Source organism: Sphingobacterium sp. Lzh-3, assembly GCF_046764375.1.
GTDB lineage: Bacteria > Bacteroidota > Bacteroidia > Sphingobacteriales > Sphingobacteriaceae > Sphingobacterium.
The window spans coordinates 2971129-2996665 of record NZ_CP177226.1; the positions used below are offsets into that span (position 1 = coordinate 2971129).

Sequence of the window (25537 nt, forward strand, 5' to 3'; positions counted from 1 at the left end):
ATGTTTAACTTATTGTTGTTAGATTCTTTTTCTGTTTTCCTACTTGCATTTTGTAATAGCCGACCATAAAATGGTAGATAGCGAGTTCATGTAGTCGTTGGTCCGACATGAATAGTCTATTAATAAACATATGAATATAACTTGACAGCAAGGAGAATTGCGCTGCCCGAAATTCATCTTTACTGGTATTGGCCCTCAGAATTGAAAAGATGTTGCATTGGATTGTATCTAGTTTCGATTTGAAATCTGTTAAGTTATTTAATGGATTATCGAACCAGTCTTTTTTATCTTTGAACTTGTTGTTGAGATGAATCCAAAGATTTTTATTATTGCCGAATTCTTGTTGATAAAGCGTGTTCATCCGAATGCAGAAATCCTTTTTTTCAGGCAACGTAAATTTTGCAGCGCCTAACAGGGACTCCATATATTCGAAAGCCAATCGCCACCGATCGTTGATTGAAGTGCTTTGCTGCATTGTCGTCAATATAGCTTCGCTCTGTTGATAAAATAACTCTTCACTAAGCTCCATACAAAACGGGGTATATCGTTCAATTTCCCGCGAGTAAGTGTCAAATGATATCGTTGAAATCTGCCCACTTTCGACAAATTGTTCCAAAAAGCTGTTCATGGTGGATATCACGGAAATAGACTGACTTGAATCTGAAAGTTCTATCCGCAATCGAATATGCGGAGACGGATCATTGTAACGTACGAAAAACCACTTTCTCATACTTCCCTGCTGATTAATTACGTTCATGATTAATGGAAATGTTTCCATTAACAGAATATCCGCAAAATGTACTCCGCAATAGATTTTGGCATAGATCCATTCACTTCCCAAAGAGAAGCATCTCTTTAGGTTGCTTTCTTGAGGGGCGGAGTCGTTGGTGTAATGTTGAGTGTGTGCTTCTATTGGGATAATGATCTCATTGGCAAAAATATTCTCATCTTTATCGCCTACTACAGCGGAATAGTCACCTAGAAGATATTCAGTTAATGTCGTGTCTCTTTTGCATAGTTGATCCAATAGCATTTCGACACAAAAAGGGTTTTCTAAATTTATCAGTAATTCATTATCGCCGTTGGAGATAACGACCATTGTTGGTATTTCCAATGCTGTCTGTAAATTTTTTACAAAAGTGGTTGGATCATTTGGGTATTTTGCTAGTTTTTGAATACGCCACTGTGCTCTTGATAAAATGATATTTTTGTAGCTTATTCTTGGAAGCCTTGGCTGCTCTTTCATAATTCCCCAATTCCATGAAAGATCTAGTCTATTATTTTGGAATTGAAAGTCTGCAAGAAATTTATAGAGATTCATGCCATGTTCAAAATTATGGGCCGTCGTCAGACGTGGTATGACCATTTTATTGAACTTTTTAGACCATAAGATAAGGCGCTGGTCTTTAAGGAAAAGATATAAGTCATTGACATCAATTTGTTGCTGTTCTTGATCAATTGTTGGGGTTAGACAAATTGATGTCTTTCTGAGAGCAGGTCTATGAATGATATTTCCCGCGTTGTTATCTGGATAATAAGAAATTTCAGCCAATATTGCATTGGTATACTGTTGTTGCTCCCTTTCCGCAGAATCTTTTATCCACTTGTCCAATTTTTCGTCCAAATGTGCAAATCTTGACATGAGATTTCCCGAAGAGGAACCTCCGATGGTTCCGAGGTTGAAGAATAATCGCTCTTGTGTCGGACTCTTCAGGAGATTGCCAATAGCATAGAAAGAACAAGGCATGGAATCGATTGTTTGTTTACGCTGTTTGGAGATATTATCGAGGTCTGTGCTGGTAAGCTGAATCTCTGCATATCGATTTTTTACGCTTTCCACAAATTTTTCAATGACCAGATTTTCGTAGTGATGAATATGACCTGTTGTTTGGCTGGGGGAAGTTATATTTTTAACATCTCCTAGTATTTCATCCGTTATATTGTAAACACCTTCTCGACTACCATAACCGATACCAATATCTGGGTCCAACGCTGTTGTCAGACGAACCATTCTTTCTTCATATTTATGAGCGAACTCAGATTTAAATCGGTCAAGATCTGCTAAAACGCTTCTATTGCAAAGTGGCAATAGCTCCTGAAATTGATCCCTTATATGATTTAATGCGGTCTTCGATAGGTTATTTTCCGCCATACCAATCAGAAGGTCTCCTTGTATCACATTGGTTAGGTCGTGATCTGGCACGATCGGCTGTAACAACTTAACTACCGCTTTCTGAATCTTGATGATTGATTGAGCGCTGTTAAGTAGTGTTTTGATCGTCGATAATGGTTGTAAATAGACTTTTTGTTTGTCCACTCTTTCTAGTGTCTTTATCAGACTTTCAAGGTAACTCCGACCGATTACATTGGGGTGCAGTTCGGAGCATATAATCCCAAGGCTGATTAGTTTATCGACAAATAGAACCGAATGCGTTGCTGATGCTCCAAGATTTTGCAATAGGTCTGTCAATGACTGATAATGGACGGCTTTCACATTGCTCTCGAAATAGTGAACAATACGGTCTAAAATAGGGGTAAACCGTACTCGTTTTAATATATTTTGGCTCTTTTTTCCCTTTGTTACTTTTTGATAGTATTTGTAGTCCTTTCCATCTAGGTACAGCGTGGGGTTGATACGGTACTGAAGTTGGTTATAGATTCTTTTGTCTTTTGATATCTCTTCGATAATTCCGACTAATATGGTCGCATCTAGTTTTAACACGCCTTTATTAACATGATTCCTTACTAATGACAGGTTCTTTTCCGCGGCAATAAAGTTTCCTACCGATACTCCGGCAAATAAACCAAAAGGGGTGGCTCTAGTGCTCATTCGAATGGTGTATTTGAGTAGCGAGATGATCATTTTTGGATTGCTATCTTTTTTGTAATCAAGCCATTTCTCTACCTCCGCAAAGAAAGAAGGGCTTGCTAGAAGTAAGGCTTCTTTCAGTCGTTCATCTTGAAGTAAATAGCGAAGTCGGTCTTCAAGATCTTTCAGATTTGTTAGCCTGAAAAGGTCAGTTGCAAGCGCATTAGAAAGTATTGGCGTGCGTAGAAGAAAGTAATTGGAAAACTTGAATAGAGACATGGAATAGTCAGCTTTAATGTTGCATTACCTGTTTTATGCATGACAGGAACATTTCCGGAGAAATAGGCTTTTGCAATGCAAAGTGCTTCCTTTTTTTTATAAATTCAGGGTATTGCCATCGTGATACAGCAGATGTAACGATGAGTATTGGAATATCAGCTATCATTTCGGCAAGTGTACTGATATTCCCACCACTGACAATGAGGTCCAAAAATAGAATGTCGGCAGATTTTAGTTCGTGACTAAATAAAGCTGGGTTTTCAATGTCTTCAACCATTTTTATTAATTGAAGATCTGGTAACATATGAATGTACTCAACGATTTTTTTTGTAGCTAGAGGCTCATCCTCGATAAGAATACATTTTAGTTTGGGTGTTATCATCTGTGCTATTCTATTGTTTTGAAATATGGGGGTATAAAAGACGATTGCCGCAAAGGCGCCTACCAGAACGCCTTTACGACATAATCCTCTTTTATATCACTTTTGAAGACGTAACCGTCTTGATTGTCACAAGCTCCATATCGTCAAAATCAAAAAATGAAATCGGTTCGACTGCGCAGACAGTTTGTACATCCAGTGCAAAATCTTCTGCTAAAAAATTTTCAATGTTTTCCATAGTTTATGTTGTTGAATTGTACACAAATGTGCTTTCTAAGCAAAAGAAGGACGAATAATATCGACAGAATTGAAAATGAATCAGACGAACTAAAGATTCTATTCGATGAAAAAAATAGGATATGCTGTTGTTTCCGTTTGATTGAACAACGTTTGTGTGACCCTTCACTGTTAGGTTATCGTTGACATGGAAAGAAGCACCATGACCTGAACGGAATAAATTCGATGAAATAGCATTTGGGTACGATGAAATAAGGCGGGTGTCATTGTCGGTTTCTATTGGGTTTACTAATTTAGTTCTATCTATTTTTAGTTCTATTGATCTGTTTTTCTTCCTGATTACTAGTGTTTTTTGGGGGGGGATAGGTGAATAGGCTATTGAAAAGATTAGGTTTTGAACCTAAATAAAAAACATCTGCCAAATAAATAGGTGAGTAGTGTGGGCGCATAAAACAATAAGAATATGAATTTATCTAATGAAATGCACAGTTTTTTGAAAAGAGAAGGTTTACGGTTATTTAGAAAAAAAGTGAGCTGGCAAACTTCCGCAGAACATCAGATTTATACGGATGAAAACACAAAAATCGGTGTAGCATTTGACAGAATTCAAGATTTTATACATAAACCAATCCATGAATTTGACCAGAATGAAATAAAAACGATCAAGCTTGAAGAGCGGGGGGACTATATAATTTACGGTTTTGTTCAGGAATCTAAGCGATAATTGAGCTTTCTTTCATAACTCAAGAAGTTGACTGATGATTTTTTTGTAAATCTTACAAATCAATTCCTTAATCATGTAACGGATCACTTATGATTTGTAGCCAAATTTGTATTGTAAAATAAAACAATCAATTTATGGCGACAGATATTTATAAAGACACAATTTACATCCCTTTAGCGAATGTTGAAAGCGAACATTGTGCCTCAATTGTCGAAAAGGGACTTGCTGACGTGAAGGGGTTGGCAAGTTATCATGTGGAATTGAACAATCATAGAGCAGCTATTATACCTCAAGATAGTGATGCTGTTGTTAACAGTATAAAGGCGATCAAAGATCTTGGCTATGGTGTTTCAACATTGACCAAAACATTTCCGGTTCTTGGGATGACTTGTGCTTCATGCGCCAGTAGTGCTGAAAGTATGGTGAAATATGAACTAGGAGTTGTCCATGCATCTGTGAATTTTGCGACAGGAAACCTTACCGTTGAGTATTTACCTAACGTCACTGATCAAATAAAAATACAAAAAGCAGTTCAAGCTGGTGGATATGATTTGTTAATTGAGGATGAATCTACACAGCGGGAAACTTTAGAGACAATTCACGCCGAGAAATTTCGTAAGCTTCAGACGAAAACTCGGTGGGCGGTATTACTATCGCTCCCCGTAGTGATCATTGGCATGTTCTTCATGCATATCCCTTATGCAAATCCTATCATGTGGCTTTTTTCAACTCCAGTAGTCCTATGGTTCGGTAAGGACTTTTTTGTCAATTCATGGAAGCAAGCCAAACACCGTTCTGCCAACATGGATACTCTTGTGGCATTAAGTACAGGAATAGCCTATATTTTTAGTCTTTTCAATATGCTCTTTGCTGAATTTTGGCATACGCGTGGGCTACATGCACATGTATATTTTGAGGCGGCCTCAGTCGTCATTGCATTTATTCTGTTGGGTAAATTACTGGAAGAAAAGGCTAAAGGAAACACTTCATCGGCTATAAAAAAGCTTATGGGCCTGCAGCCTAAGACGGTAATAGTGGTAGAGCCGGATGGGCGTACATCTAAAGTACCAATAGAGGCTGTGCATACAGGAGACACAATCCTGGTGAAACCCGGCGAAAAGATTGCCGTCGATGGTGTTGTCAGCAGTGGAAACTCTTATGTTGATGAAAGTATGTTAAGTGGGGAACCGGTACCGGTTTTGAAACTGGAACATGAAAAGGTGTTTGCCGGAACTATCAACCAGAAAGGCAGCTTCCAATTCAAAGCAACAAAAATCGGAAAGGAAACAATGCTTGCACAGATTATAAAAATGGTGCAGGATGCGCAGGGCAGTAAGGCTCCTGTGCAAAAACTCGTGGATCGCATTGCAGGTATATTCGTTCCTATTGTAATTGGTGTCGCTATATTAACTTTTCTACTGTGGCTTACTTTAGGCGGAGAAAACCATCTGGTTCAAGGGGTATTGGCAGCGGTAACAGTTTTGGTTATTGCCTGTCCTTGTGCGCTGGGATTGGCTACTCCGACGGCTATTATGGTCGGCGTCGGCAAAGGGGCCGAACAGGGTATTTTAATTAAGGATGCGGAGAGTCTGGAGTTGGCTAAAAAGGTGAATGCAGTTGTTTTGGATAAAACCGGTACCATTACCGAGGGAAGACCGGTTGTTACCGACGTGCAGTGGAGCGATGACAGTGATCATTTGAAAGGCATCCTATTAAGTATGGAAAAGCAATCTGAACACCCGCTGGCCGATGCAGTTGTCGGATATCTCAATAAGGTAAATGATGCAAAAATATCTTCCATTGAAAGTATTACTGGTAAAGGTGTAAAAGCAAGGGAAGGGTCAGAAACCTATTTCGTTGGTAATTGGAGGTTATTGGACGAAAATGACATTGAGATCAAGGCCGAGTTGAGGGCATATGCCACCCAATGGGAAAAGCAATCAAAAACAGTGATCTGGTTTGCCAATCATCATACTGCATTAGCAGTAATTGCCATCGCAGATCGAATCAAAGAGAGTTCTGTGCGCGCCATCAAGGAGATGCAGGCAATGGGAATCGAATTGTACATGCTGACCGGTGATAACGAATCTACCGCCAATGCTATCGCGGCACAGACAGGTCTTAAACATTATAAAGCCGAAGTATTACCACAGCATAAAGCAGATTTTGTCAGAGAATTACAGAAAAAAGGGAAAATTGTGGCTATGGTTGGAGACGGTATTAATGACAGCACCGCTTTAGCAACCGCGGATGTTAGTATTGCTATGGGAAAAGGAAGTGATATTGCAATGGATGTAGCGAAAATGACAATTATTTCTTCGGATTTGACAAAAATTCCACAGGCTATTCGCTTGTCTAAGCAAACAGTAGCGACGATCAAACAAAACTTGTTTTGGGCCTTTATCTATAACTTAATAGGTATTCCTTTGGCCGCTGGTATACTCTATCCAATTAACGGTTTCCTGTTGAATCCAATGATTGCCGGAGCCGCAATGGCCCTAAGCAGTGTAAGTGTGGTTAGTAATAGCTTGCGCCTTAAATGGAAAAAATAACCACCGGATATCAACCTGGGAATGCATTCTGCTTCCGGTAAATAGTGCAAAACAAAATAGGAAAACTGTAAACATAACGGTTAAATAAACGTGAAATTTGTATAGGTAAAGAGATAAATAATAGATTGATAACATTAAAATAAAAATAACATGGAAAGCAAAGAACTTCAATTTAAAACAAACCTTAATTGCAGCGGATGTGTGTCAAAGGTAAGTGCTGATCTGGACAATTTGGATGGTATCTGCGAATGGAGTGTTGATACCTCAGTAGCAGATAAGATTCTGACGGTAAAATCTGAAGGAATTTCCGAAGAAGAAATTATCGGCATTATCAAAAGGAAGGGCTTTAATGCAGCATCCTACTCCGCTTAATTTTTTCAATAAATCAACAGAAGCCCCATGATATGGGGCGTTTTTGTTTTTGGTTATGAGTTAGCTATCAATCAAACCTAATATACATACGACTAAAATTAATGATCATCTTAGAAAACTGATGTATGATATCCTGCCCGATGTTTCCATAAACAGTTTCATCTTTAATTTTAGATTTTAAAACGCTTATATTTTCAAGGAAGATCGATTTATGACCAATTATGAAGGTATGATCTATTATAAAGCCTTCATGCTCGATTCTTCCACCGGCTCCGCCCATTGCAATTGTTTTTGGATTATATTTTCTTTCGATCTCTCGCTTATAGGTTTTGTAAAATGATTCATATAAGATCGTTTTCTCCGCTCCGGTATCAAATGCATAATGTTTCCCTTCAATGGAAAGTAAAGGTGATAATCCATCAATTGCAAGATTTGAGTTTTGTGAAGAAGCTGTCTCTTTTTGCGGTACAATGAAAAGATCATCCTGGGTCAGCTGTATTTCGTGAAGCGCTTCAATGACTGGGAAACCTATTATCCCGTTGATTTGATAGTTGATTTGTGGAATACGGAGTGCACTGTCGGGAAAGACAAGGAATACTGCGTCAGAAACAGTGATATGACCAAATTTCAAGGCCTTGCAAACAGCTAGATCCGCTTTGATTGATATACCAGTGATCGCATCCACATCAATGCTTGCGGGGATAATAGCCATATTGAGACGTTTGGCCGTAGATTCCGAAACTGTCGATAGATTGGCCCCTGTATCAAATATAAACTGTGCGGTATGGCCGTTCACGGTTATCTTTAGATTTTTTAGACCTGCAGCATCCTTTGTCATTTTAAGTCGGCTGTCGCCAGTGATTGATACAACCTGAGCTGGAACATGCGCGAGGGCGGACCATATTTTAAGGTTGTTTCTTAGATCTTCCTTTTCGTCAGCAGTTAGCAATCGATCAAATCGAAGGAGCACGTTTTCGGCAGTCCTTTTCGCTCCGGCGTAATCTTTCAGTTTGACAAAATTGTCCTCCTGGATACGAAGAACCTTTAACAGTAGTGTATCTGGTAGTTCGTTTTTGTTCATTTTGAGGGAAGCTATCTCTTTGTTTGAATCCCGGGGTTTATTGAAGGCGTTGGCTAGGACCGCAGCGATGATCTTTTTTTGGTATGTTTCTTTAAAAGCTGTTTTGTTGGTGGCATACCTATCACGGGCTGTAAAGAAATCCTTTTGGATTATCAACTGATAAATTGTGTTGAAGCTGGAGTCGACATTTTGAGCAGCGCTAAGTTGCACACATAGCAGCAATACTGAGGTCGTAAGGTAAAATTTAAAACAAGTGTTTAAATGATTCATAATGCGTAAAATAAAATGCGCTAACGAGAAAAACGAAGAAGTCGCTTGTACTCTCGGATAATTAAGGTTAATTTAGCTAAAATAGTTTGTAGATTTTTCCAAATATCAATACGGTCAAGAGGTTTATCTAAGTCTACATGTTTGGATGGATCTGCAAATTTTATTATTTTAATGAAACAAGAAACGATGAATTTAAAGTTTAATAGCCGTTCCATGCTGTTTGGTTTGACAGTACTATCTGCAAGCCTTTTATTCGCTTGCCAAAACAGCAGAACCAAGAGCGAAGCTAAGGTTGAAAAATTGCAGGATACAACTGAAGCCGCTGTTCCTACGACAGCAACAGATGTGTCATTTAAAGATAAATCCGGTAATGTTGTTCAATTGAATGATTTAAAAGGTAAAGTGGTGTTTATCAATTTTTGGGCGACATGGTGTCCTCCATGTATACACGAATTACCTTCTATCGATCAGCTTAGGCAGTCGCTTAAAGACAATAAGGATATTGTTTTTCTGATGGTTGATGTTGATGGAGACATCGATAAGTCTTCTGCTTTCATGGCGGAGAACAAATATGATCTACCTTTATATGTTCCGGCAGGTGATATTCCTCCAACTTTCCTTGGGCAGTCAATTCCGACAACCGTAATTTTGGATAAAAGTGGCAAGATTGTCGAACGCTTGGAAGGGAGTCGCGATTACGGGACACCGGAAATTAAAAAAGCATTGCAGGATCTTGCCAGTGGCAGCTAATGATTGTTGCATGAGCGCTAGAATTTGATAAGAAAAAGAGTAATCCCACGTTGTTAAGGAAATTATCGCTATGTCGGAACATCAAGAACAGACTGCTGTCAGAACAACTTATTTTAGTATTGTAGGCAACGCATTGTTGGCTTTGTTGAAATGGTTAGCTGGTTTTTTTGGGAATTCTTATGCATTGATTGCTGACGCAATTGAGTCAACAGCCGATATTTTTTCTTCCTTTCTCGTGTTACTTGGTCTAAAATATGCGCAACGACCTGCCGACGATAACCATCCTTATGGTCACGGCAGGGTGGAACCCCTGATTACCTTTATTGTGGTTGGTTTTTTGATAGTATCAGCGACCATAATAGCTTATGAAAGTGTTGAGAATATCGGAACGCCGCACGACTTACCAAAGCCATGGACGCTGTTTGTTTTGGGCGGCATCATTATTTGGAAAGAGATTTCTTACCGGATCGTGATGAAGAAAAGTAGAGAAACAAATAGTTCTTCATTACGGGCAGATGCCTGGCATCACCGTAGCGATGCTATCACATCTGTGGCGGCTTTTATTGGAATCTCCATTGCGCTATTGATGGGAAAGGGCTACGAAAATGCAGATGATTATGCTGCACTGTTCGCCGCAGGTTTTATACTCTACAACTGTTATCATATTTTCAGGCCGGCGCTAGGCGAAATCATGGATGAGAATGTGTATGAAGAAGTGATCGATAACATTCGTGAGCTTGCTTTACAGGTAGATGGAATCAAAGCTACTGAAAAATGTTATGTCCGCAAGTCGGGCGCAAAGTATCATGTTGACTTACATGCCATCGTCGATAGTGAAATCACCGTACGGGCGGGGCACGACTTGGCTCATAAGCTCAAAGATCATTTGATCAGGAATATACCTGATCTTGGTCATGTCATGATTCATATCGAACCCAATGAATGTCTTTGGAGTGTAACCTAAAATGGAGCACATCTTAGCAATAACAAGATGTGCTCCATTTTTTTAGACTGAAGTGTCTACAGCTTCCAGCATTTCAATTTGCCATTTAATCTGATCTGCTTTTATAGGGTAATCGCCTTGATTTCTTAGGCTTTCATAAATATCTTCAAACAGCTGATTGTAGTTTCCTTTGTGCGCTGTTATATCTGATTCCTTTCTCTGGTTAGAAGCATCGATAGTGACGAGTTTTCCTTTAGCACTAGCAGGTTCGATTCCATAAGATGGATTGTTGGGCAGCATGCCATCGATCAGTTGCTGCTCTTGCACATCGGTCATGTGCTTGATAAAACTCCCCTGTGTTCCATGCAGGACAAAGGCTGCCTGTGGGGATGCAACAAGCAGACTGCCTGTTAAGTAAACATTAAGGCCTTCGGGATAATATAAATGGTAATGAAAATAGTCTGCAACTTTTGAATCTGGTCTATTAATCGACGTTGTTTTGGCAAACTTGATAGGTTTTCCGAAGAGCGATATGGCCTGATCGATCAAGTGCGAACCAAGATCGTAGGTAATACCATTGGAAATATACTGTGCATCTTCCTTAAAATATTTTTGACCTAATTCCATTTTATATCGGTCAAATCTAAAATGCACTTCAATGAGCTTTCCTAATTCCTTACTGTCGATTACTTGTTTGATATCAAGGAAGTGACTGTCATATCTTCTATTTTGATAAAAAAATAGTTTCTTATTCTGTGCGCTACTGATGTCAAGCAGTTCGTCGAATTGTTTTGAATCATCAACTGCGGGCTTTTCAAGCAATACGTGCTTTCCGGCCTCCAAAGCCTCTTTGGCAAATTGGAAATGGGTATAATTTGGTGTGTTTACAATAACCAGCTCGATACTTTCATCCGCTAATAGTTCGCTGATGCTATCATAGCTCTTTACCGTCGGATAAAGTTTATGAGCTGTTTTGGTTGATCGTTCTACCACAGCGACAAGGTTGAAATGTGGATTTGTATGTATAAATGGTGCGTGAAAGACGCGACCTGACATGCCAAAACTGAGTATTCCGGTGTTAATTTGAGTGTTTTGCATATTGATTTGAAGTGTTTTGTAATTTTTATTAAATAATTTACACGATTTTAAGGGGAGTGCTCGAATTCATTTTTTTCTACTGCCCACTTAGTCAACTCGTTTTGAATGTAAATGTTTTATTTCATTATCAGTTGCCATGAGGCATTCAGAACACAACTGATAAAAGAGGGAATGTTCCAAAACTCCTGGGATTTGTTTAATATCCCTGTTCAAATGTTCAAGATCAGGTAGTGTATTGAAATAAATATCAGCTAGGAAATTGCCCCTGTCTGATGTAAGTGGACCAGATTTTTGTTTGGAATGGCGCAATACAATTTCGGATAGTTGCGGACCAAAGCTGGATTTTATTTTATTACATACAGAAAGCCAAGCTTCGGGTAGTATTTCTATACATAACGGATATGTTGTACTAAGCTCTTTGACCATCTTTGTCGCATCAACTAAGAGGATAAATTGATCTGCCATAGCTGCCATGATTTTTTCACTGCAATGTACCCCGCCACCACTTTTGAGCGCATTTAAATTTTGATCTACTTGGTCACAACTGTCAAAATAGTAGTCAAGCGCAGATACTGTATTACAATCAATGCAAATGAGTCCATGTGCATGAAGCAATATTTTGGTTTCCAAAGAAGGTGAAATAAATTTTAAATCGGATTTAAATTCGATTTCAGTAGCAATCAAATCGACGAAATGAGCTATTGTTGATCCAACACCCAGACCGATTACCTGATGCGGCTCCAACAAGTGAAGTGCGGCTCTAGCAACTTCTTGTTTTAGATTTCTCATAGCTTAGCATTTATAAAATCGTAATATTTGTTTTATGATAGGCCGTTAAAAGCATTTCTGAAGGATCTCTTTCCGTGATTAAATAATTGACATCCGTTGTAGGACAAATAACGAAAGGTTCTGTTGTTTCAAGTTTATTGCTTGTTGTGGCAGCTACGATGTTGCTGGCGTTTTTACATAGTGCCTTTTTGATGTATGTTTCTTCCAGCGTTCTAGCCGTAAGTCCATGTTGCAGATCCAGGCTACAGATACCAAGAAAGCAAATATCAGCATAAATTTCTTCAAATAGGGAGATAGCAGCCTTACCTTGCATGGTAAAAGAAGATTTACAGAAAATACCGCCTGCGAAGATCAGCTGAATATTTGGATGGTTAGAAAGTATATTTGCAATGGGAAGACTATGGGTAACCACAGTAAGTGCTAGTTCATCGGGTATATTTCCGGCAATAGCCTGTGTTGTTGTACCGCCATCAAAAAAAACCACCTGATTATCTCGCAACAATGTAATCGATTTTTCAGCTATCAGCTGCTTTTCCAAAATGTCGAGCTTGTTACGGTTATATATGTCGAAAGGTATGTTTGATCGAACAGTGGCTCCACCTCGGATTGCGCGTAGCAGACCAGCATCATCGAGTTCTTTCAGATCCCGTCGCACGGTGTGCTCAGAGACCTTGAGTTCTGTTGCCAAGTCGATCATTGCGAGCTTTCGTTCCTTTTTAATCTTCGATAATATAAAATCGTGACGTTCTTCCTTTGAAATCATGCTATCTTTTTTGTAAATTATGTTACAAACATAGGGTATTTTTGATATATGTTGTAATAAATAATTCATAATACCTGTATTTTATGCAAAATATTGCAACATTTTGTACGAGTGTATATTTTAAATACTAAATATTTTAAAAGTTAAATAAATTCAGTCTGACTGGTCTTTTAGTTGATCTTATATGAATTTGATGCGATGCGAGATACTTTGCTAGCCCTGTATTATTAGCTCCATTGCGACGTTGGGATACCCCATTTTTATTAATTGCGTGATATTACTAGCTTTAAATTGAATGATATCGTCTTTTTTAATAAAGGAAGATGCTGAATTCTGTGAAATATATACAAGAATCAAAATCGAACTACCAGTCTTAATAATGTACACATTGCTGATCGTAAAGTGTCGAATAGGGGTGTTTGTTACTATATCCTTTATTTCTTTCCATTCGCTGTCGGATTGTAATTGGCCGCCGGCCAATTCCACGAAATTGTTTTTAATAATATGAATGGGCTCCTTGATCATTACAGCTTCAAAAATTAATACAACCAATGCATCTCCAATAAACTGCAGGAAACGCAGTGATGGTATGATTTTTCCTAAGTAAAGCATCAATAGTAAAGATCCGCCCCCAAAGAAAAAGAGATACCCATCTATCATGGCCGCTTTCGTATCAGTAGCTAGCATAGTGCTGGTATTTTCGATTTTCTTGTTTGAGCTTTTGTAGTATATTGCTAATCCAAAGCTTAACACAACTGAAATAACGATCATAGGCAAAATTGGATCGGTGTTTACCACAAGTGTTTTTCCTTTAAGAAAGTAAGCATATATTTTCATGCTATTTTCCCAGAGTGCAGCGATTAGTATTCCAAGAATTAAAATACCTTTTACTAATGCATATAATGATTCATAAATAAATTGTCCCCATGGAAATGTCGCTGTTTTCTTACTGCGTATTTTTACAACATAGAAACCAATAAAACTGGCAAAGGAATTCACCATATTGTAATTTGCATCCAACAGCATTGCTTCTGAGTTGGACGAATAATAGGTATACCAGCCTGACAATCCCAGAACTAAATAAATAAATGCACCAACTAATAGAGCTTTACGTTCAATATTTCCCTGTCTATTCATATATGTCTTTAGCTAAATAAAGATGACTGCTGGCCTTCCTTCCGAATTTAGACCGGTTAAATCTAAATAACCTCACCTAACAGCTACTAAGGTAGATCAAAGTATCATGAATTCAGTTTTAAAGATTATTAAGAAAGTTTTTGATATTATTAAATTTTGATCAATGAGGGAACAACGTTGCTATAATCAGCTGATTGACTCTGTTTGCAGCCCTTTACTTCGATGAATTTCTGGGTTTGTCAGTAAAAAATCGGAGAGTTTTTAAGATAGTTATTAATACGAAAAGCAATTGAATAATTAAGAAAACAAAAATCTGATTTTTTAAATTTAATTTTGTTATATCATTATTACGGTAGCAATCTTAACTGTTTGATCTAACTTATCCAGTCCCGGTTTCCAAGAATCCGTCAAGTTCCTCCGGGGCTGGTAAGTTTCTTAAAAAAAGAAGCCAATTCATTCTGCCGCGACAAAGGTGCGCTATTTACTGCTCTTACAGCCCGTCATCGTATTGGGCCGTCTTTACTTTATATGTTCCAATGTCAAGGATATTGCTAATAAAAGGTTTAAAAGGAGGTGTCATTGTTATGAATCAACCCAAGCTAAACTTACTTTCTGATCTATTAATAGAAGTGCTGCGAAAAGTTATAGGAGGAAAATTAGTATCAATCTTGCTAAAATTAAAAAAGGCAGATCATTTGATCTGCCTTTTTGGGTAAGTAATCGGGCTCGAACCGACGACCCCTAGAACCACAATCTAGTGCTCTAACCAACTGAGCTATACCTACCGTGATTTTGATGATACAAAAGTACGATTAAACCCTATTCCCTCCAAATATTTCACTCAAAAAAAAGGGGCTTTAAGGTCAACTAGGTGAAGATTAGTTTATTAAATTTTAATAAAAAACCTGAACCGTGCATCAAATTCAGTATTCAAAGTCGTTTAGGTGGTACAAATGCTATTCTAGGTTGTCAATAGCAAACAAAAAAGGCGGTTTCTTTTTAAAAAAACCGCCTTTTTTCGTTAAGGAGATAATATTAGATCATCTCTACACTTCTCTTTACAAAAGATGTCAAATCTGCTCCCGATAATAATCCTCTGGATAGAAGTGCCAAGTCAAATGCTTGTTTAGCCAGTTTTGATCCTTCTTCTTCTGAAGATGATAAAATCCGTTTGATCAGTGGGTGATTTCCATTAACGGTAACTTTGTAATTGTCCGGCAATGAGCCATAAAAGTTCATACCACCGCCCGTTTTCGCCATATCTTTCATACGACGCATAAATTCGTCAATTGTTACGGATACGGGTAAATCAGCTTCCTGGAGCGCATCAACTTCAACCTTCATGTCCTGACGGGAAATTGCTTTTTCAAAAACTGCCAAAGCTTTTTTAGATTCTTCCTCAGAAAGAGAGAGCGCTACCTTTTCATCCTTTTGAATCAATTTATCAATTACGTCTGCATCTACACGCTTCAATTGTACTTTTTCGCCGCCTTTTTGTTCTAGATAAGCAGCAAAGTGAGTATCAAGAGGCCCATCAAGCATCAATACATCATAACCTTTATTTAAAGCCGTCTGTATAAAGCCATCTTGTTGGGCTGCATCATGGGTGTATAAGTAGACAACGTTTCCATCTTTATCTGCTTGAATATCTTTAACTTTCTCGTAGTATTCTTTGATGGTGAAGCTTTCGTTATTTGTGTTTTTTACCAAACAAAAATCGTTTGCTTTTTCCGCAAATTTCTCATCGCTCAGCATGCCATATTTGATAAATAAACCGATATCGTTCCATTTTTCTTCAAAGCCTTTGCGGTCAGTTTTGAAGATTTCGTTCAGTTTGTCGGCAACTTTCTTCGTGATATAGCTGTTGATTTTCTTGACGTTACTATCTGCTTGCAAGAATGAACGTGATACATTCAATGGGATATCCGGTGAATCAATGACGCCATGGAGGAGCATTAAGAATTCTGGAACAATATCTTTGACTTCGTCTGTGATAAATACTTGTCTCGAATATAACTTGATTTTATTACGTTGGATCTCAAGTTCGTTTTTAACCTTAGGGAAGTAAAGGATACCTGTCAGATTGAATGGGTAATCTACATTGAGGTGAATCCAAAACAAGGGTTCATCCATTGAATAGGGATAAAGCTCACGATAGAATGCCAGGTAATCTTCGTCTTTTAATTCAGACGGTGATTTTGTCCAGGCAGGATTCGTATTATTGATAATATTATCAACCTCTACGGACTTGTATTTTGGTTTTCCTTCTTCGTCTTCACCATCAGGTTCCGAGTTGGTTTTTGTCCCAAAACGAATGGATACAGGCAGGAATTTTGCATATTTATCTAAGATGTCCTGTAAACGAGCCTGACTCAAGAATTCAGTTGATTCTTCGTTAATATGTAGGATTACATCTGTACCACGTGTTGTTCTTGTACCCGTTGAGATTTCGTATGAGGTACTACCGTCACAGGTCCAATGCGCAGGCTCTGCACCATCCTGGTAAGATAGTGACTGAATTTCTACGGTATCTGCTACCATAAAGGCAGAATAGAAGCCTAATCCAAAACGGCCGATGATTTCATTTGCATCATTTGCCTCTTTGAATTTCTCCATGAACTCTGTTGCTCCAGAGAATGCGATTTGGTTGATGTATTTTTTTATCTCGTCGGCTGTCATACCAATACCATTATCGGAAATCGTAATGGTCTTAGCAGCTTCATCGAATTTTACGTCTACAATCAATTCGCCTATTTCTCCATTGTATTGTCCTAATGAAGCTAAGCGTTTGATTTTCTGAGAAGCATCAACTGCATTAGATACCAGTTCGCGCAAGAAAATTTCATTATCAGAGTATAAGAATTTTTTGATTACGGGAAATATGTTCTCCGTGTGGATTGAGATACTACCTTTTTCTGGATTCATAATTTTTATGTCGATATTTTTAATTTTATGATTTGTTAAAAATACACAATCGGTGTTCCAAACCGCTGTTGTAGGACAGGATGGCAGAAATACGTCTATTTTGTCATTGACTTGTAATGTGGGTTTAGTCCCCCCGGATCAAATCTGTCAGCGTAATGCAGAATAGTTTGCGTTAGTTTAATCCTGGGCTCTGTGGAAAATTGGCAACATGCGCATATTTTGGGCCAAGACCGATAATGGCATCTTTCCATAATAGTTCGCCATTTCCTTCAAAAATCAGCTGATGGTGGTATTTATTCTGAACCGCCCAGCTATTTTCTTTAATTTCGCCGTCTAGCTGACCTGGGGACCAACCGGAATAACCGATAAAAAATTTCAATTCATCCTGTTTAATGCGATCTGATTGAATGGCGTCAATCAGTTTCTCCTCATCGCCGCCAAAGTAGATGCCTGGTGCAACCTCTTCACCACTTAACAGAAGGTCAAATCGGCTATGGACAAAGAAAAGACTTTCCTGTGCTACAGGCCCTCCGAGATAGATCGGAAAGTTACAATGAGGGATAGATTCCAGCAGTTGACCGATACGTACATTAGTTTGATTGTTCAGGACAAAACCCAAAGCTCCCTCCGTATTGTAATCACATAATAATATGACGGATCTCAAAAATCTAGGATCAAGCATAAAAGGTTCGGAAATCAGCAAACTTCCTTTCTGTGGGTCTAGTTCGGTAAACATATAGCGCGAATTTTAATTATTTATTGAATTTAATCTTTTTTATTTAATCTATGCGAGATTTGTGCCAAAATTGGCATTTTATCAATTTCTACTAACTTTATAGAGAAAAAGCAATGATTTTAGTAAGTTTGTAGGATATAAAAGTAGGTTTCTATGTCCATTCAACATAAAGATATTGCAGCAATCAGACAGGATTATGTATTGGGTAGTCTATCTGAATCAGATGTGGATCACGATCCAATCGAGCAGTTTAAAAATTGGTTTGATGCGGCTGTCCACAGCGAAGTGAATGAGCCCAACGCTATGGTGCTTTCCACCGTATCTTCTCATCATTTACCTTCTTCAAGAATTGTTTTATTGAAAGATATTGCGGAAGAGGGACTTGTATTTTTTACAAACTACCTTAGTCGTAAAGGGGAAGAGATGAAAGCAAATCCACATGCGGCATTATTATTTTTCTGGCCTGAATTACAGCGGCAGGTACGGATAGAAGGTGTCGTAGAGTTTGTTAACGCAGCCGATTCCGACGAATATTTCCAGTCGCGTCCCAAAGCGAGCCGTATTGGTGCACTGGCATCCCCACAAAGTCATGAAATTCCAAACCGAAGTTTCTTGGAGAGGAGGGTTGAAGCATTAGAGCGTCAATATGAGGGAGACGAGTTTGTCCCTAGGCCGGACCATTGGGGCGGTTATATTTTGAAACCTATCTACTTTGAATTTTGGCAAGGACGTGCAAGTCGATTGCATGATCGCATGGTCTATAAAAAGGTGTCAGATTCTTGGAAAATCACGCGTATAGCTCCTTAATATGACATTTGACGAAATAAAATCCACCCTTGTTTCCATATTTGGAGACCAAGTTATCCGCAAAGAAGATCATACGGGCTTACAACCAGCCCTTTTTATCGATAAAGCGGATATTGTAGCAGTCTGTTTATTCCTAAGGGATACAGAAGGTTTGTATTTTGATTTTCTAAGTAACCTTACAGCAGTAGATTATGAGGAGCATTTTACCATTGTATATCATTTAAATTCATTGCCCTACCAACAGACGATTGTGCTAAAAGTTGAACTTTCGGGTAACCGTGCTTTAGATGAGTTGCCTGAGATTCCTTCAGTAGCCTCTGTGTGGCGGACTGCAGACTGGCATGAAAGGGAAGCTTTCGATTTGATGGGGATCTTTTTTGAGGGGCATCCCGATCTTAGACGAATTTTACTGCCTGACGATTGGGACGGTTATCCTTTGCGGAAAGATTATCAGGAGGCTGAAAAATATCATGGTATTACGATTAATTGATAGAAATGGCGAATCCAAAATATAAAGAGGCTTTGGTGCGTTACGAGAAACACCTGACGGAAATATCGAGTCAGGAAATGGTGTTGAATATGGGGCCTCAACATCCTTCAACCCATGGTGTTCTTCGGTTGCAATTAATTACTGATGGAGAGATCGTTAAAGAGGTTGTTCCTCATTTAGGGTATCTCCATCGCTGTTTTGACAAGCATGCTGAATCATTGAATTATGCCAAGACAATCCCTTTCACCGATCGGCTGGACTATTTGGCGTCGATGAACAACAGTCATGCCTTCGTTATGGGGGTTGAACGCATGCTCGGTCTTGATCGTAAAATTCCCAAAAGAGTAGAGTATATTCGTGTTTTAGTCTGTGAACTCAATCGTATTGCCTCACATCTAATCGCTATTGGGACATATGGCATTGATATTGGTGCGACAACACCTTTTCTTTGGTGTTTTCGGGACCGTGAACACATTATGAATATGCTGGAATGGGCTTCCGGCTCTAGGATGTTGTACAATTACATTTGGGTAGGAGGTTTGTTTTATGACCTTCCTGTTGGGTTTGAGGCCCGTTGTGCGGAGTTTATTAGCTATTTTAAGCCCAAATTGGTGGAACTGGATGAGATCCTGACCCAAAATCAGATATTTATTTCCCGAACAGCAAATATAGGCGTGTTGCCTGCAGATGTCGCCATCAATTATGGGGTATCGGGCCCTATGTTGCGCGCTTCGGGTATAAAATGGGATTTGCGACGAATTGATGGTTACTCTGTTTACCCCGAAATCGATTTTGAAATACCCGTTGGAAAAGGAGAGATGGGGGCACTCGGTGATTGCTGGGACAGGTTTAAAGTAAGGGTAGATGAGGTCAAAGAATCCGTACACATTGTAGAACAATGTCTTGAACGATTGCAGAAAGATTTTCAGCGCAGTCCAGAATTTGATCCCCGGGCATTAGTTCCGAAGAAAGTGAATTTGAAGGCACAGGATTATTATGTACGTGCAGAAAACCCGAAGGGCGAATTAGGGTTTTACTTTGTCACTAAAGAGAAGTCGGATATTCCATTGCGCGTGAAGTCCCGTGGACCAAGTTTTAACAATCTCTCGGTAATTTCTGAACTCGGCAAAGGTGTCTTAATTGCCGATCTCATTGCGATCCTTGGGTCTATTGATATTGTTTTGGGAGAGGTTGATCGCTAAATTGCGGTAGTCTGCGTGTTTTATAAACGATTTAGCAAAATAAAATAGATACTGTATTGAAAATGTTGCAAAAAAACGCAGATAAATTTGTAATTGCAAGCAATTTTCTCCATATTTGCAGTCTCATAATTTAAGTTTATAATTGGTTAATGAAAGCTCGTTACTCCCAAAGTAACGGGCTTTTCTTTTTTGATGTACAATCAAATAATTGTCTGTCTGTTGATGTGAGCTTGAAGGAGTTACTGTTTTTTTACTTTGGTATTGCTGTTTTACCTGTAGATTTCACGGATTTCCTGTATTAGAATTTAACGTAAATGATTACCTTTACAGGTCTTAAATATAAAAAAGTGACGGATAGTTTAGTTATCATTCCAACATATAATGAAAAGGAAAATATAGAAAAAATCATTCGCAAAGTTTTTTCCTTATCACACGCATTCGATATTTTAATCGTCGACGATGGCTCGCCGGATGGGACAGCCACCATTATCAAGAGTTTACAATCCAATGAGTTTACCGGTCGTTTGTTTATTGAAGAGCGTAGTGGAAAACTAGGCTTAGGTACGGCTTATATCCACGGGTTTGAATGGGCCCTTGCCCGGGAGCATTACCACTATATTTTCGAAATGGATGCAGACTTTAGCCACAATCCGGAAGATTTACTTCGCTTGCGACAAGCCTGTTTGGACGGTGCGGACATGAGTATTGGTTCACGTTATATCAAAGGTGTCAATGTGGTTAATTGGCCGATGAGCAGGGTTTTGATGTCCTATTTTGCTTCGGTATATGTTCGGTTTATCACAGGGATAAATATTCAGGATGCGACCGCAGGATTTGTTTGTTTCACGAGAGAAGTATTGAAGACAATTCCGTTGGATAAAATTAAGTTTGTCGGATATGCTTTCCAGATAGAGATGAAATTTACAGCCATAAAATATGGTTTTAATGTAGTTGAAGTACCGATTATATTTACAGATCGGACAGAAGGTACTTCCAAAATGAGTACAAGTATTTTTAAGGAAGCTTTTTTTGGGGTTATTCAACTGAAGTTGGGAAGTATCGGAAAAAGCTATAAAAGAAATTAAAGGTAGTGATCATGAACGAGAATTTAGATCCAAATCCAGAGCGCCTGAGCAATACAGATCGTGATATCGAACGTGCATTGCGACCTCAGGCTTTTGAAGACTTTACAGGACAATCCAAAATATTGGAGAACCTAAATATTTTTGTCAAAGCGGCGAGGCTAAGAGGTGAGGCTTTAGATCACGTTTTACTCCACGGCCCTCCTGGTCTGGGAAAGACAACCTTATCACATATTATTGCCAATGAAATGGGAGTTGGCATAAAAATTACTTCGGGCCCGGTTTTGGATAAACCAGGTGACTTAGCGGGCTTATTGACAAATCTGGAAGAAGGCGATGTGTTGTTTATTGACGAGATTCATCGTTTGAGCCCCCTAGTGGAAGAGTATCTTTATTCAGCGATGGAAGATTTCAAGATTGACATCATGCTGGAGACAGGGCCGAATGCACGCTCTGTTCAGATCTCCTTAAATCCCTTCACACTGATCGGCGCTACCACTCGTTCGGGGCTCTTAACTGCACCTTTGCGCGCGCGCTTTGGCATTAATTCGCGCTTGCAGTACTATGATGCCAAATTGTTAACGACGATTGTACTGCGTTCCGCCCATATCTTAAATACCCCCATATCTGATGAAGGTGCTTATGAAATAGCGCGAAGAAGCAGGGGAACTCCCCGTATTGCAAATGCTCTGCTACGTCGTACCCGCGATTTTGCACAGATAAAAGGTAATGGAAGTATCGATCAGGAGATTGCAAAGTATGCTTTGCATGCACTTAATGTAGATGAAAATGGTTTGGATGAGATGGATAATAAAATCTTGACCACAATTATTGACAAATTCAAAGGTGGGCCAGTTGGACTAAAAACCGTGGCAACGGCTGTTGGCGAAGATGAAGGTACTATTGAGGAAGTCTATGAGCCATTTCTGATTCAGGAGGGATATCTTATGCGTACCTCGAGAGGACGTGAGTGTACAGAAGCTGCTTACAAGCACTTGGGACGGGTAAACCAATCCAAGGGAAACACATTGTTTTAAGCGCCGTAACCGCGCTTATTGATAATTTTATTGGTCCGGCTCATCAATGCTGGGCTAGGTTTTGTTCGTTGAAAATGTGTAATTTGTGCCTGCAGCTCTTCGTTTATCCAGACGTGTTTTTTACTTAGGTTATTCAATATATCCAGGCAATTAACCAGCACTGCGACAGGGCATTGCTCATTGATCATCCATTGAAATACATGTTCAATAATATCTTCCTCAGTTTGATGTTCGATCCTGTATTCCTTATTTTTTTGGGAAGTTAAAAATAGCAGTATTTTGCTGTAACTCCTAAGACAGCTCCAGTTGTTTTGAATTTTTATATTGTCAAAAAATTGTTGGAGTACATTTTTGAGTAAACTCGTGTCTTTTAAAACGATCGTTTCGAATACCCATGCCGCACGAAAGGAAATTTTTTTATCTTTCTCTAAGGAAATATTCAATAGATCTGCAAGGGTAATATCTTGAAGATTTTCCAAAGAAAAATCCGTTACCTCGAGTGATCTCAAGGTAACGGATAAAAATGCTAATTTATCTTTATAGGTCATTTAGCCCTTATTTTTGCGGTTTTTCTCTATTCATTTCGGTCATGTCAACTTCATTCATTTTGGAGTCGCCCAATAAATATTGACTAAAATAATCGCCCATTTTCCAGAAGAAATATTCTGTCATATCACCAAAGCCATGTCTCTGACCTGGTAATAATAAGAAATCAAATCTTTTGTTGGCTTTAATCAAGGCGTCTACCATTCGAATGGAATTCGCTGGATGCACATTATTGTCGATGTCACCGGTGGCAATCAATAATCTTCCTTTCAGGTTTTTGGCAAGTTCTGTGTTTTTGTTGATCTGGTACGAGAATGTCGTGTCGCCTTTTGCAGAAACTTTTTCCGTCACGCCATGGTGACGCTCACTCCACCAGCGGTTGTAGATTTGATTTTCATGGTTTCCAGCACCAGATACGGCGACTTTAAAGAAGTCGGGATAAACCAGCATCGCGGCTGTGGACATAAAACCGCCGCCGGAGTGTCCAGTAATTCCTACCCGGTTAATGTCAATAAATTTATAGCGATCTGCAAGTTGTTCTGCTGCTACCTTTTTATCCTCCAATCCATAATCGCGCAGGTTGCCGTAGCCAAAGGTGTGATACCATTGGGACCGCGATGGATGGCCGCCACGATTTCCAACAGTAATAACGACAAAGCCGAATTGCGCCAGTCTATCAATTCTGTCCATACTTCTTCCAAAGGATTTATTAACAGCTTCGGTCTGAGGTCCAGGATACACATATTCAACAATAGGATAGGTTTTGGTACTGTCAAAGTCAAAAGGTTTGTACATAACACCATAAAGATCTGTGGTGCCATCACCAGCTTTTACTTTAAATGGTTCTGGGAATTTATATCCCGCAGCGAACAATAAGGAAAGGTCTGCTTTCTCCAATGTCATTACCTTCTGTCCTTTGCTGCTATATAATACAGATTCTGGAGTGGTATTTACCCGGGAGGAATTGTTTACAAAATAGTTGGAGGATTCGCTCATTTCTACCTGATGATCGAAGTTTCCAGCATTTAACAGTTTGATTCCCGTACCGTTTGTATTGACACTGTACTGATGTAAATAGTATGGATCTTCATTTTTCTCCCGGCCTGAGGCTGTAAAAAATAGCGTACCAGTTGCTGTATCGAAGCCGTTGATTTCCTCGCCGTGAAAACTTCCTTTTGTAATCTGATTGATCAGCTTGCCATTTGTGTCGTATAGGTAATAGTGTCCCCAGCCATCTCTCTCGGACCAGTGGACCAGCTGTTTCTTGTTTTCAATCAACAAAGGTTTTTGTGCATCCAGATACACATTGGAGCGTTCTTGAATGATGCTGTTAACTGTGCCTTTTACATTGATTTTTAAGAGGTCTATCCGTTTCAGGTCGCGGCTGGAGCGTGAAATATAGAACTCCTCGTTGTTCCCTAGCCAGTAATTGATAAAGTAATCTCCTTTATAGGAATTTTTGTCCGGAGTTTTGGTCCAAGTTGACAAGCTCTGGTTTTTAAATGCGGCGACATCAATTCGGCGCGGTGTTTTTGCATTTGCATCAAAGATATACAATTCAGTTTCTGTTGAATCAACCTCACCCGGCATCTGATATTTATAGGTTTCAAGTGTTGGACGTGATGAGCCGACGTTATTGATAACCCATAAGGGTTTTAGAGATCTATTGTCTTTTCTTGTTAGTGTAAAGTAACGTCCATCTGGAGACCAGCTTACCCATATGCGTTTACGCTTGGTTTCATTTTCTTCATCTTTTTCGTCACCGCCGGTTGTCGTACTATATTCGTCTCCACCCCAAGCATAGTATTGTACGCCGTCTTTGGTAATCTCATGTTCGACGATTGTGCTGTCCTTCTCATTTTTTACAGCTTTTAGATAATTCGCCCTGTCCATCCAATACAAATTGTAATTTTTTGCAAAATAGACGGTACTAGTGTCCGGTGAGAAGCTGGCCCAGCTTAGTGGGGCTTTTACTTTTGTAGAATCACTGATTTCAAGGACTGATTTTGTTGCGAGATCGTATTCGAGATAGAATAGTTTCTTTTTAGTTGTATCTGATTTATTCTTGAGCTTCTGTATCTCATCCTTAGACTTGACGGTGTCTCGGGTGCTTTGTACCTGGAACCTTACTTTTTTCTCATCCTTGGTGAACCGAAGTCCCTGGAGTTCCAAATGTTGTGCATCGACAGGGTTTTTGACGATTTTTGTAATCTGGGCGGCAACATCATCATTGTTGAAAAGAAGCTCCTTTTTCTTTAACGATGGGGTGACGATATACCAATTTCTTCCTTGGGGGCTCGCATAGTCATACCAAAAACGATCTGAAAAATTGATCCAGTTTGGTTTGATGCTGGTTGAAAAAATCATTTTCTTCAATTTTTCCGGGGAGAATTTGGAAGCCAATTGATAATTTGGCCTTACAGGTGTTTCTTTAGCCTGTTGTGCGGAGCCTATAATGGGTAATAAGCTGGCTGCAAAGATAAAGTAGTACTTACGCATTAAATAAATAAAGATTATTTTTGTATAATA

Annotated in this window: 22 protein-coding genes and 1 tRNA gene; 10 read left to right on the forward strand and 13 right to left on the reverse strand. The window is 39.1% G+C overall.

Annotated features, from left to right (window positions below; genetic code table 11):
• Positions 1–4: 4 nt before the first annotated feature.
• From ACLCDV_RS12305 to ACLCDV_RS12315, 3 genes are all read right to left on the reverse strand, one after another.
• Positions 5–3088, reverse strand: coding sequence for a lantibiotic dehydratase (locus ACLCDV_RS12305; RefSeq protein ID WP_411973846.1), 3084 nt, complete (start codon positions 3086–3088; stop codon positions 5–7).
• Positions 3089–3101: 13 nt separating this feature from the next.
• The gene (locus ACLCDV_RS12310) at positions 3102–3470 is read right to left on the reverse strand and encodes a hypothetical protein (protein WP_333575067.1); all 369 of its coding nucleotides are present in this window, start codon (positions 3468–3470) and stop codon (positions 3102–3104) included.
• A 91-nt stretch (positions 3471–3561) separates the two neighbouring features.
• The gene (locus ACLCDV_RS12315) at positions 3562–3705 is read right to left on the reverse strand and encodes a hypothetical protein (RefSeq protein WP_317666894.1); all 144 of its coding nucleotides are present in this window, start codon (positions 3703–3705) and stop codon (positions 3562–3564) included.
• Between the two features lie 462 nt (positions 3706–4167).
• On the opposite strand from ACLCDV_RS12315, the gene ACLCDV_RS12320 reads away from it, so the two are divergent.
• The 3 genes from ACLCDV_RS12320 to ACLCDV_RS12330 all read left to right on the forward strand — a co-directional run bounded on the left by ACLCDV_RS12320 (position 4168) and on the right by ACLCDV_RS12330 (position 7352).
• Positions 4168–4428 (forward strand): hypothetical protein, encoded by a 261-nt coding sequence (locus tag ACLCDV_RS12320; RefSeq protein WP_317666893.1) that lies wholly within the window; start codon positions 4168–4170, stop codon positions 4426–4428.
• A 134-nt stretch (positions 4429–4562) separates the two neighbouring features.
• Entirely contained in the window at positions 4563–6980 is a 2418-nt protein-coding gene (locus tag ACLCDV_RS12325; protein WP_411973847.1) for a heavy metal translocating P-type ATPase, read from the forward strand.
• Positions 6981–7130: 150 nt separating this feature from the next.
• Positions 7131–7352 (forward strand): cation transporter, encoded by a 222-nt coding sequence (locus ACLCDV_RS12330; RefSeq protein ID WP_317666891.1) that lies wholly within the window; start codon positions 7131–7133, stop codon positions 7350–7352.
• A 67-nt stretch (positions 7353–7419) separates the two neighbouring features.
• Here the strand turns inward: ACLCDV_RS12330 and ACLCDV_RS12335 are convergent, their stop codons facing one another.
• Positions 7420–8703: a retropepsin-like aspartic protease gene (locus ACLCDV_RS12335; RefSeq protein WP_411973848.1), complete on the reverse strand. Its 1284-nt coding sequence runs from the start codon at positions 8701–8703 to the stop codon at positions 7420–7422.
• A gap of 186 nt (positions 8704–8889) precedes the next feature.
• Here ACLCDV_RS12335 and ACLCDV_RS12340 point away from each other — a divergent pair, with 186 nt between their 5' ends.
• Both ACLCDV_RS12340 and ACLCDV_RS12345 read left to right on the forward strand, forming a co-directional pair.
• The gene (locus ACLCDV_RS12340) at positions 8890–9453 is read left to right on the forward strand and encodes a TlpA disulfide reductase family protein (RefSeq protein ID WP_333575071.1); all 564 of its coding nucleotides are present in this window, start codon (positions 8890–8892) and stop codon (positions 9451–9453) included.
• 70 nt (positions 9454–9523) lie between these two features.
• Positions 9524–10417, forward strand: coding sequence for a cation diffusion facilitator family transporter (locus ACLCDV_RS12345; protein ID WP_317666888.1), 894 nt, complete (start codon positions 9524–9526; stop codon positions 10415–10417).
• Between the two features lie 42 nt (positions 10418–10459).
• On the opposite strand, the gene ACLCDV_RS12350 is transcribed toward ACLCDV_RS12345, so the two are convergent.
• The 7 genes from ACLCDV_RS12350 to ACLCDV_RS12380 all read right to left on the reverse strand — a co-directional run bounded on the left by ACLCDV_RS12350 (position 10460) and on the right by ACLCDV_RS12380 (position 17844).
• Entirely contained in the window at positions 10460–11494 is a 1035-nt protein-coding gene (locus tag ACLCDV_RS12350) for a Gfo/Idh/MocA family oxidoreductase (protein ID WP_411973849.1), read from the reverse strand.
• An 87-nt stretch (positions 11495–11581) separates the two neighbouring features.
• Positions 11582–12283, reverse strand: coding sequence for a ribose 5-phosphate isomerase A (gene rpiA / locus ACLCDV_RS12355; RefSeq protein WP_333575075.1), 702 nt, complete (start codon positions 12281–12283; stop codon positions 11582–11584).
• Between the two features lie 10 nt (positions 12284–12293).
• A complete protein-coding gene (locus ACLCDV_RS12360) occupies positions 12294–13046 on the reverse strand; it encodes a DeoR/GlpR family DNA-binding transcription regulator (RefSeq protein ID WP_411973850.1) in 753 nt (250 codons plus the stop codon).
• Between the two features lie 213 nt (positions 13047–13259).
• Entirely contained in the window at positions 13260–14183 is a 924-nt protein-coding gene (locus tag ACLCDV_RS12365; protein ID WP_411973851.1) for a cation transporter, read from the reverse strand.
• Positions 14184–14894: 711 nt separating this feature from the next.
• Positions 14895–14968, reverse strand: a tRNA-His gene (locus tag ACLCDV_RS12370).
• 250 nt (positions 14969–15218) lie between these two features.
• Positions 15219–17108: a molecular chaperone HtpG gene (gene htpG, locus ACLCDV_RS12375; RefSeq protein WP_411973852.1), complete on the reverse strand. Its 1890-nt coding sequence runs from the start codon at positions 17106–17108 to the stop codon at positions 15219–15221.
• A 172-nt stretch (positions 17109–17280) separates the two neighbouring features.
• Positions 17281–17844 (reverse strand): YqgE/AlgH family protein, encoded by a 564-nt coding sequence (locus ACLCDV_RS12380; RefSeq protein ID WP_317666882.1) that lies wholly within the window; start codon positions 17842–17844, stop codon positions 17281–17283.
• Between the two features lie 153 nt (positions 17845–17997).
• Between ACLCDV_RS12380 and pdxH the strand changes: the two genes are divergently transcribed.
• From pdxH to ruvB, 5 genes are all read left to right on the forward strand, one after another.
• Complete coding sequence (gene pdxH, locus ACLCDV_RS12385) at positions 17998–18651, forward strand: pyridoxamine 5'-phosphate oxidase (RefSeq protein WP_317666881.1); 654 nt, start codon at positions 17998–18000, stop codon at positions 18649–18651.
• 1 nt (position 18652) lies between these two features.
• Entirely contained in the window at positions 18653–19141 is a 489-nt protein-coding gene (locus tag ACLCDV_RS12390; RefSeq protein WP_317666880.1) for an NADH-quinone oxidoreductase subunit C, read from the forward strand.
• A 5-nt stretch (positions 19142–19146) separates the two neighbouring features.
• A complete protein-coding gene (locus tag ACLCDV_RS12395) occupies positions 19147–20343 on the forward strand; it encodes an NADH-quinone oxidoreductase subunit D (RefSeq protein ID WP_411567678.1) in 1197 nt (398 codons plus the stop codon).
• 347 nt (positions 20344–20690) lie between these two features.
• Positions 20691–21428 (forward strand): polyprenol monophosphomannose synthase, encoded by a 738-nt coding sequence (locus ACLCDV_RS12400; protein ID WP_411973942.1) that lies wholly within the window; start codon positions 20691–20693, stop codon positions 21426–21428.
• Between the two features lie 11 nt (positions 21429–21439).
• Positions 21440–22462 carry a Holliday junction branch migration DNA helicase RuvB gene (gene ruvB / locus ACLCDV_RS12405; RefSeq protein ID WP_317666879.1) on the forward strand — a complete coding sequence of 341 codons (1023 nt, stop codon included), beginning with the start codon at positions 21440–21442 and terminating at the stop codon, positions 22460–22462.
• Here ruvB and ACLCDV_RS12410 read toward each other — a convergent pair.
• Together ACLCDV_RS12410 and ACLCDV_RS12415 are read right to left on the reverse strand one after the other, a co-directional pair.
• On the reverse strand, positions 22459–23010 hold the full coding sequence (locus tag ACLCDV_RS12410) for a hypothetical protein (RefSeq protein ID WP_411973853.1): 552 nt from the start codon (positions 23008–23010) through the stop codon (positions 22459–22461). The two genes, ruvB and ACLCDV_RS12410, sit on opposite strands and share 4 nt — an antisense overlap.
• A gap of 7 nt (positions 23011–23017) precedes the next feature.
• On the reverse strand, positions 23018–25507 hold the full coding sequence (locus tag ACLCDV_RS12415) for a DPP IV N-terminal domain-containing protein (protein ID WP_411973854.1): 2490 nt from the start codon (positions 25505–25507) through the stop codon (positions 23018–23020).
• Positions 25508–25537 lie beyond the last annotated feature (30 nt).

Coding starts and splice junctions, on each gene's coding strand:
- ACLCDV_RS12305 (WP_411973846.1), bottom strand. CDS start 3,088: ATGTCTCTATTCAAGTTTTCCAATTACTTTCTTCTACGCACGCCAATA.
- ACLCDV_RS12310 (WP_333575067.1), bottom strand. CDS start 3,470: ATGATAACACCCAAACTAAAATGTATTCTTATCGAGGATGAGCCTCTA.
- ACLCDV_RS12315 (WP_317666894.1), bottom strand. CDS start 3,705: ATGGAAAACATTGAAAATTTTTTAGCAGAAGATTTTGCACTGGATGTA.
- ACLCDV_RS12320 (WP_317666893.1), top strand. CDS start 4,168: ATGAATTTATCTAATGAAATGCACAGTTTTTTGAAAAGAGAAGGTTTA.
- ACLCDV_RS12325 (WP_411973847.1), top strand. CDS start 4,563: ATGGCGACAGATATTTATAAAGACACAATTTACATCCCTTTAGCGAAT.
- ACLCDV_RS12330 (WP_317666891.1), top strand. CDS start 7,131: ATGGAAAGCAAAGAACTTCAATTTAAAACAAACCTTAATTGCAGCGGA.
- ACLCDV_RS12335 (WP_411973848.1), bottom strand. CDS start 8,703: ATGAATCATTTAAACACTTGTTTTAAATTTTACCTTACGACCTCAGTA.
- ACLCDV_RS12340 (WP_333575071.1), top strand. CDS start 8,890: ATGAATTTAAAGTTTAATAGCCGTTCCATGCTGTTTGGTTTGACAGTA.
- ACLCDV_RS12345 (WP_317666888.1), top strand. CDS start 9,524: ATGTCGGAACATCAAGAACAGACTGCTGTCAGAACAACTTATTTTAGT.
- ACLCDV_RS12350 (WP_411973849.1), bottom strand. CDS start 11,494: ATGCAAAACACTCAAATTAACACCGGAATACTCAGTTTTGGCATGTCA.
- rpiA (WP_333575075.1), bottom strand. CDS start 12,283: ATGAGAAATCTAAAACAAGAAGTTGCTAGAGCCGCACTTCACTTGTTG.
- ACLCDV_RS12360 (WP_411973850.1), bottom strand. CDS start 13,046: ATGATTTCAAAGGAAGAACGTCACGATTTTATATTATCGAAGATTAAA.
- ACLCDV_RS12365 (WP_411973851.1), bottom strand. CDS start 14,183: ATGAATAGACAGGGAAATATTGAACGTAAAGCTCTATTAGTTGGTGCA.
- htpG (WP_411973852.1), bottom strand. CDS start 17,108: ATGAATCCAGAAAAAGGTAGTATCTCAATCCACACGGAGAACATATTT.
- ACLCDV_RS12380 (WP_317666882.1), bottom strand. CDS start 17,844: ATGTTTACCGAACTAGACCCACAGAAAGGAAGTTTGCTGATTTCCGAA.
- pdxH (WP_317666881.1), top strand. CDS start 17,998: ATGTCCATTCAACATAAAGATATTGCAGCAATCAGACAGGATTATGTA.
- ACLCDV_RS12390 (WP_317666880.1), top strand. CDS start 18,653: ATGACATTTGACGAAATAAAATCCACCCTTGTTTCCATATTTGGAGAC.
- ACLCDV_RS12395 (WP_411567678.1), top strand. CDS start 19,147: ATGGCGAATCCAAAATATAAAGAGGCTTTGGTGCGTTACGAGAAACAC.
- ruvB (WP_317666879.1), top strand. CDS start 21,440: ATGAACGAGAATTTAGATCCAAATCCAGAGCGCCTGAGCAATACAGAT.
- ACLCDV_RS12410 (WP_411973853.1), bottom strand. CDS start 23,010: ATGACCTATAAAGATAAATTAGCATTTTTATCCGTTACCTTGAGATCA.
- ACLCDV_RS12415 (WP_411973854.1), bottom strand. CDS start 25,507: ATGCGTAAGTACTACTTTATCTTTGCAGCCAGCTTATTACCCATTATA.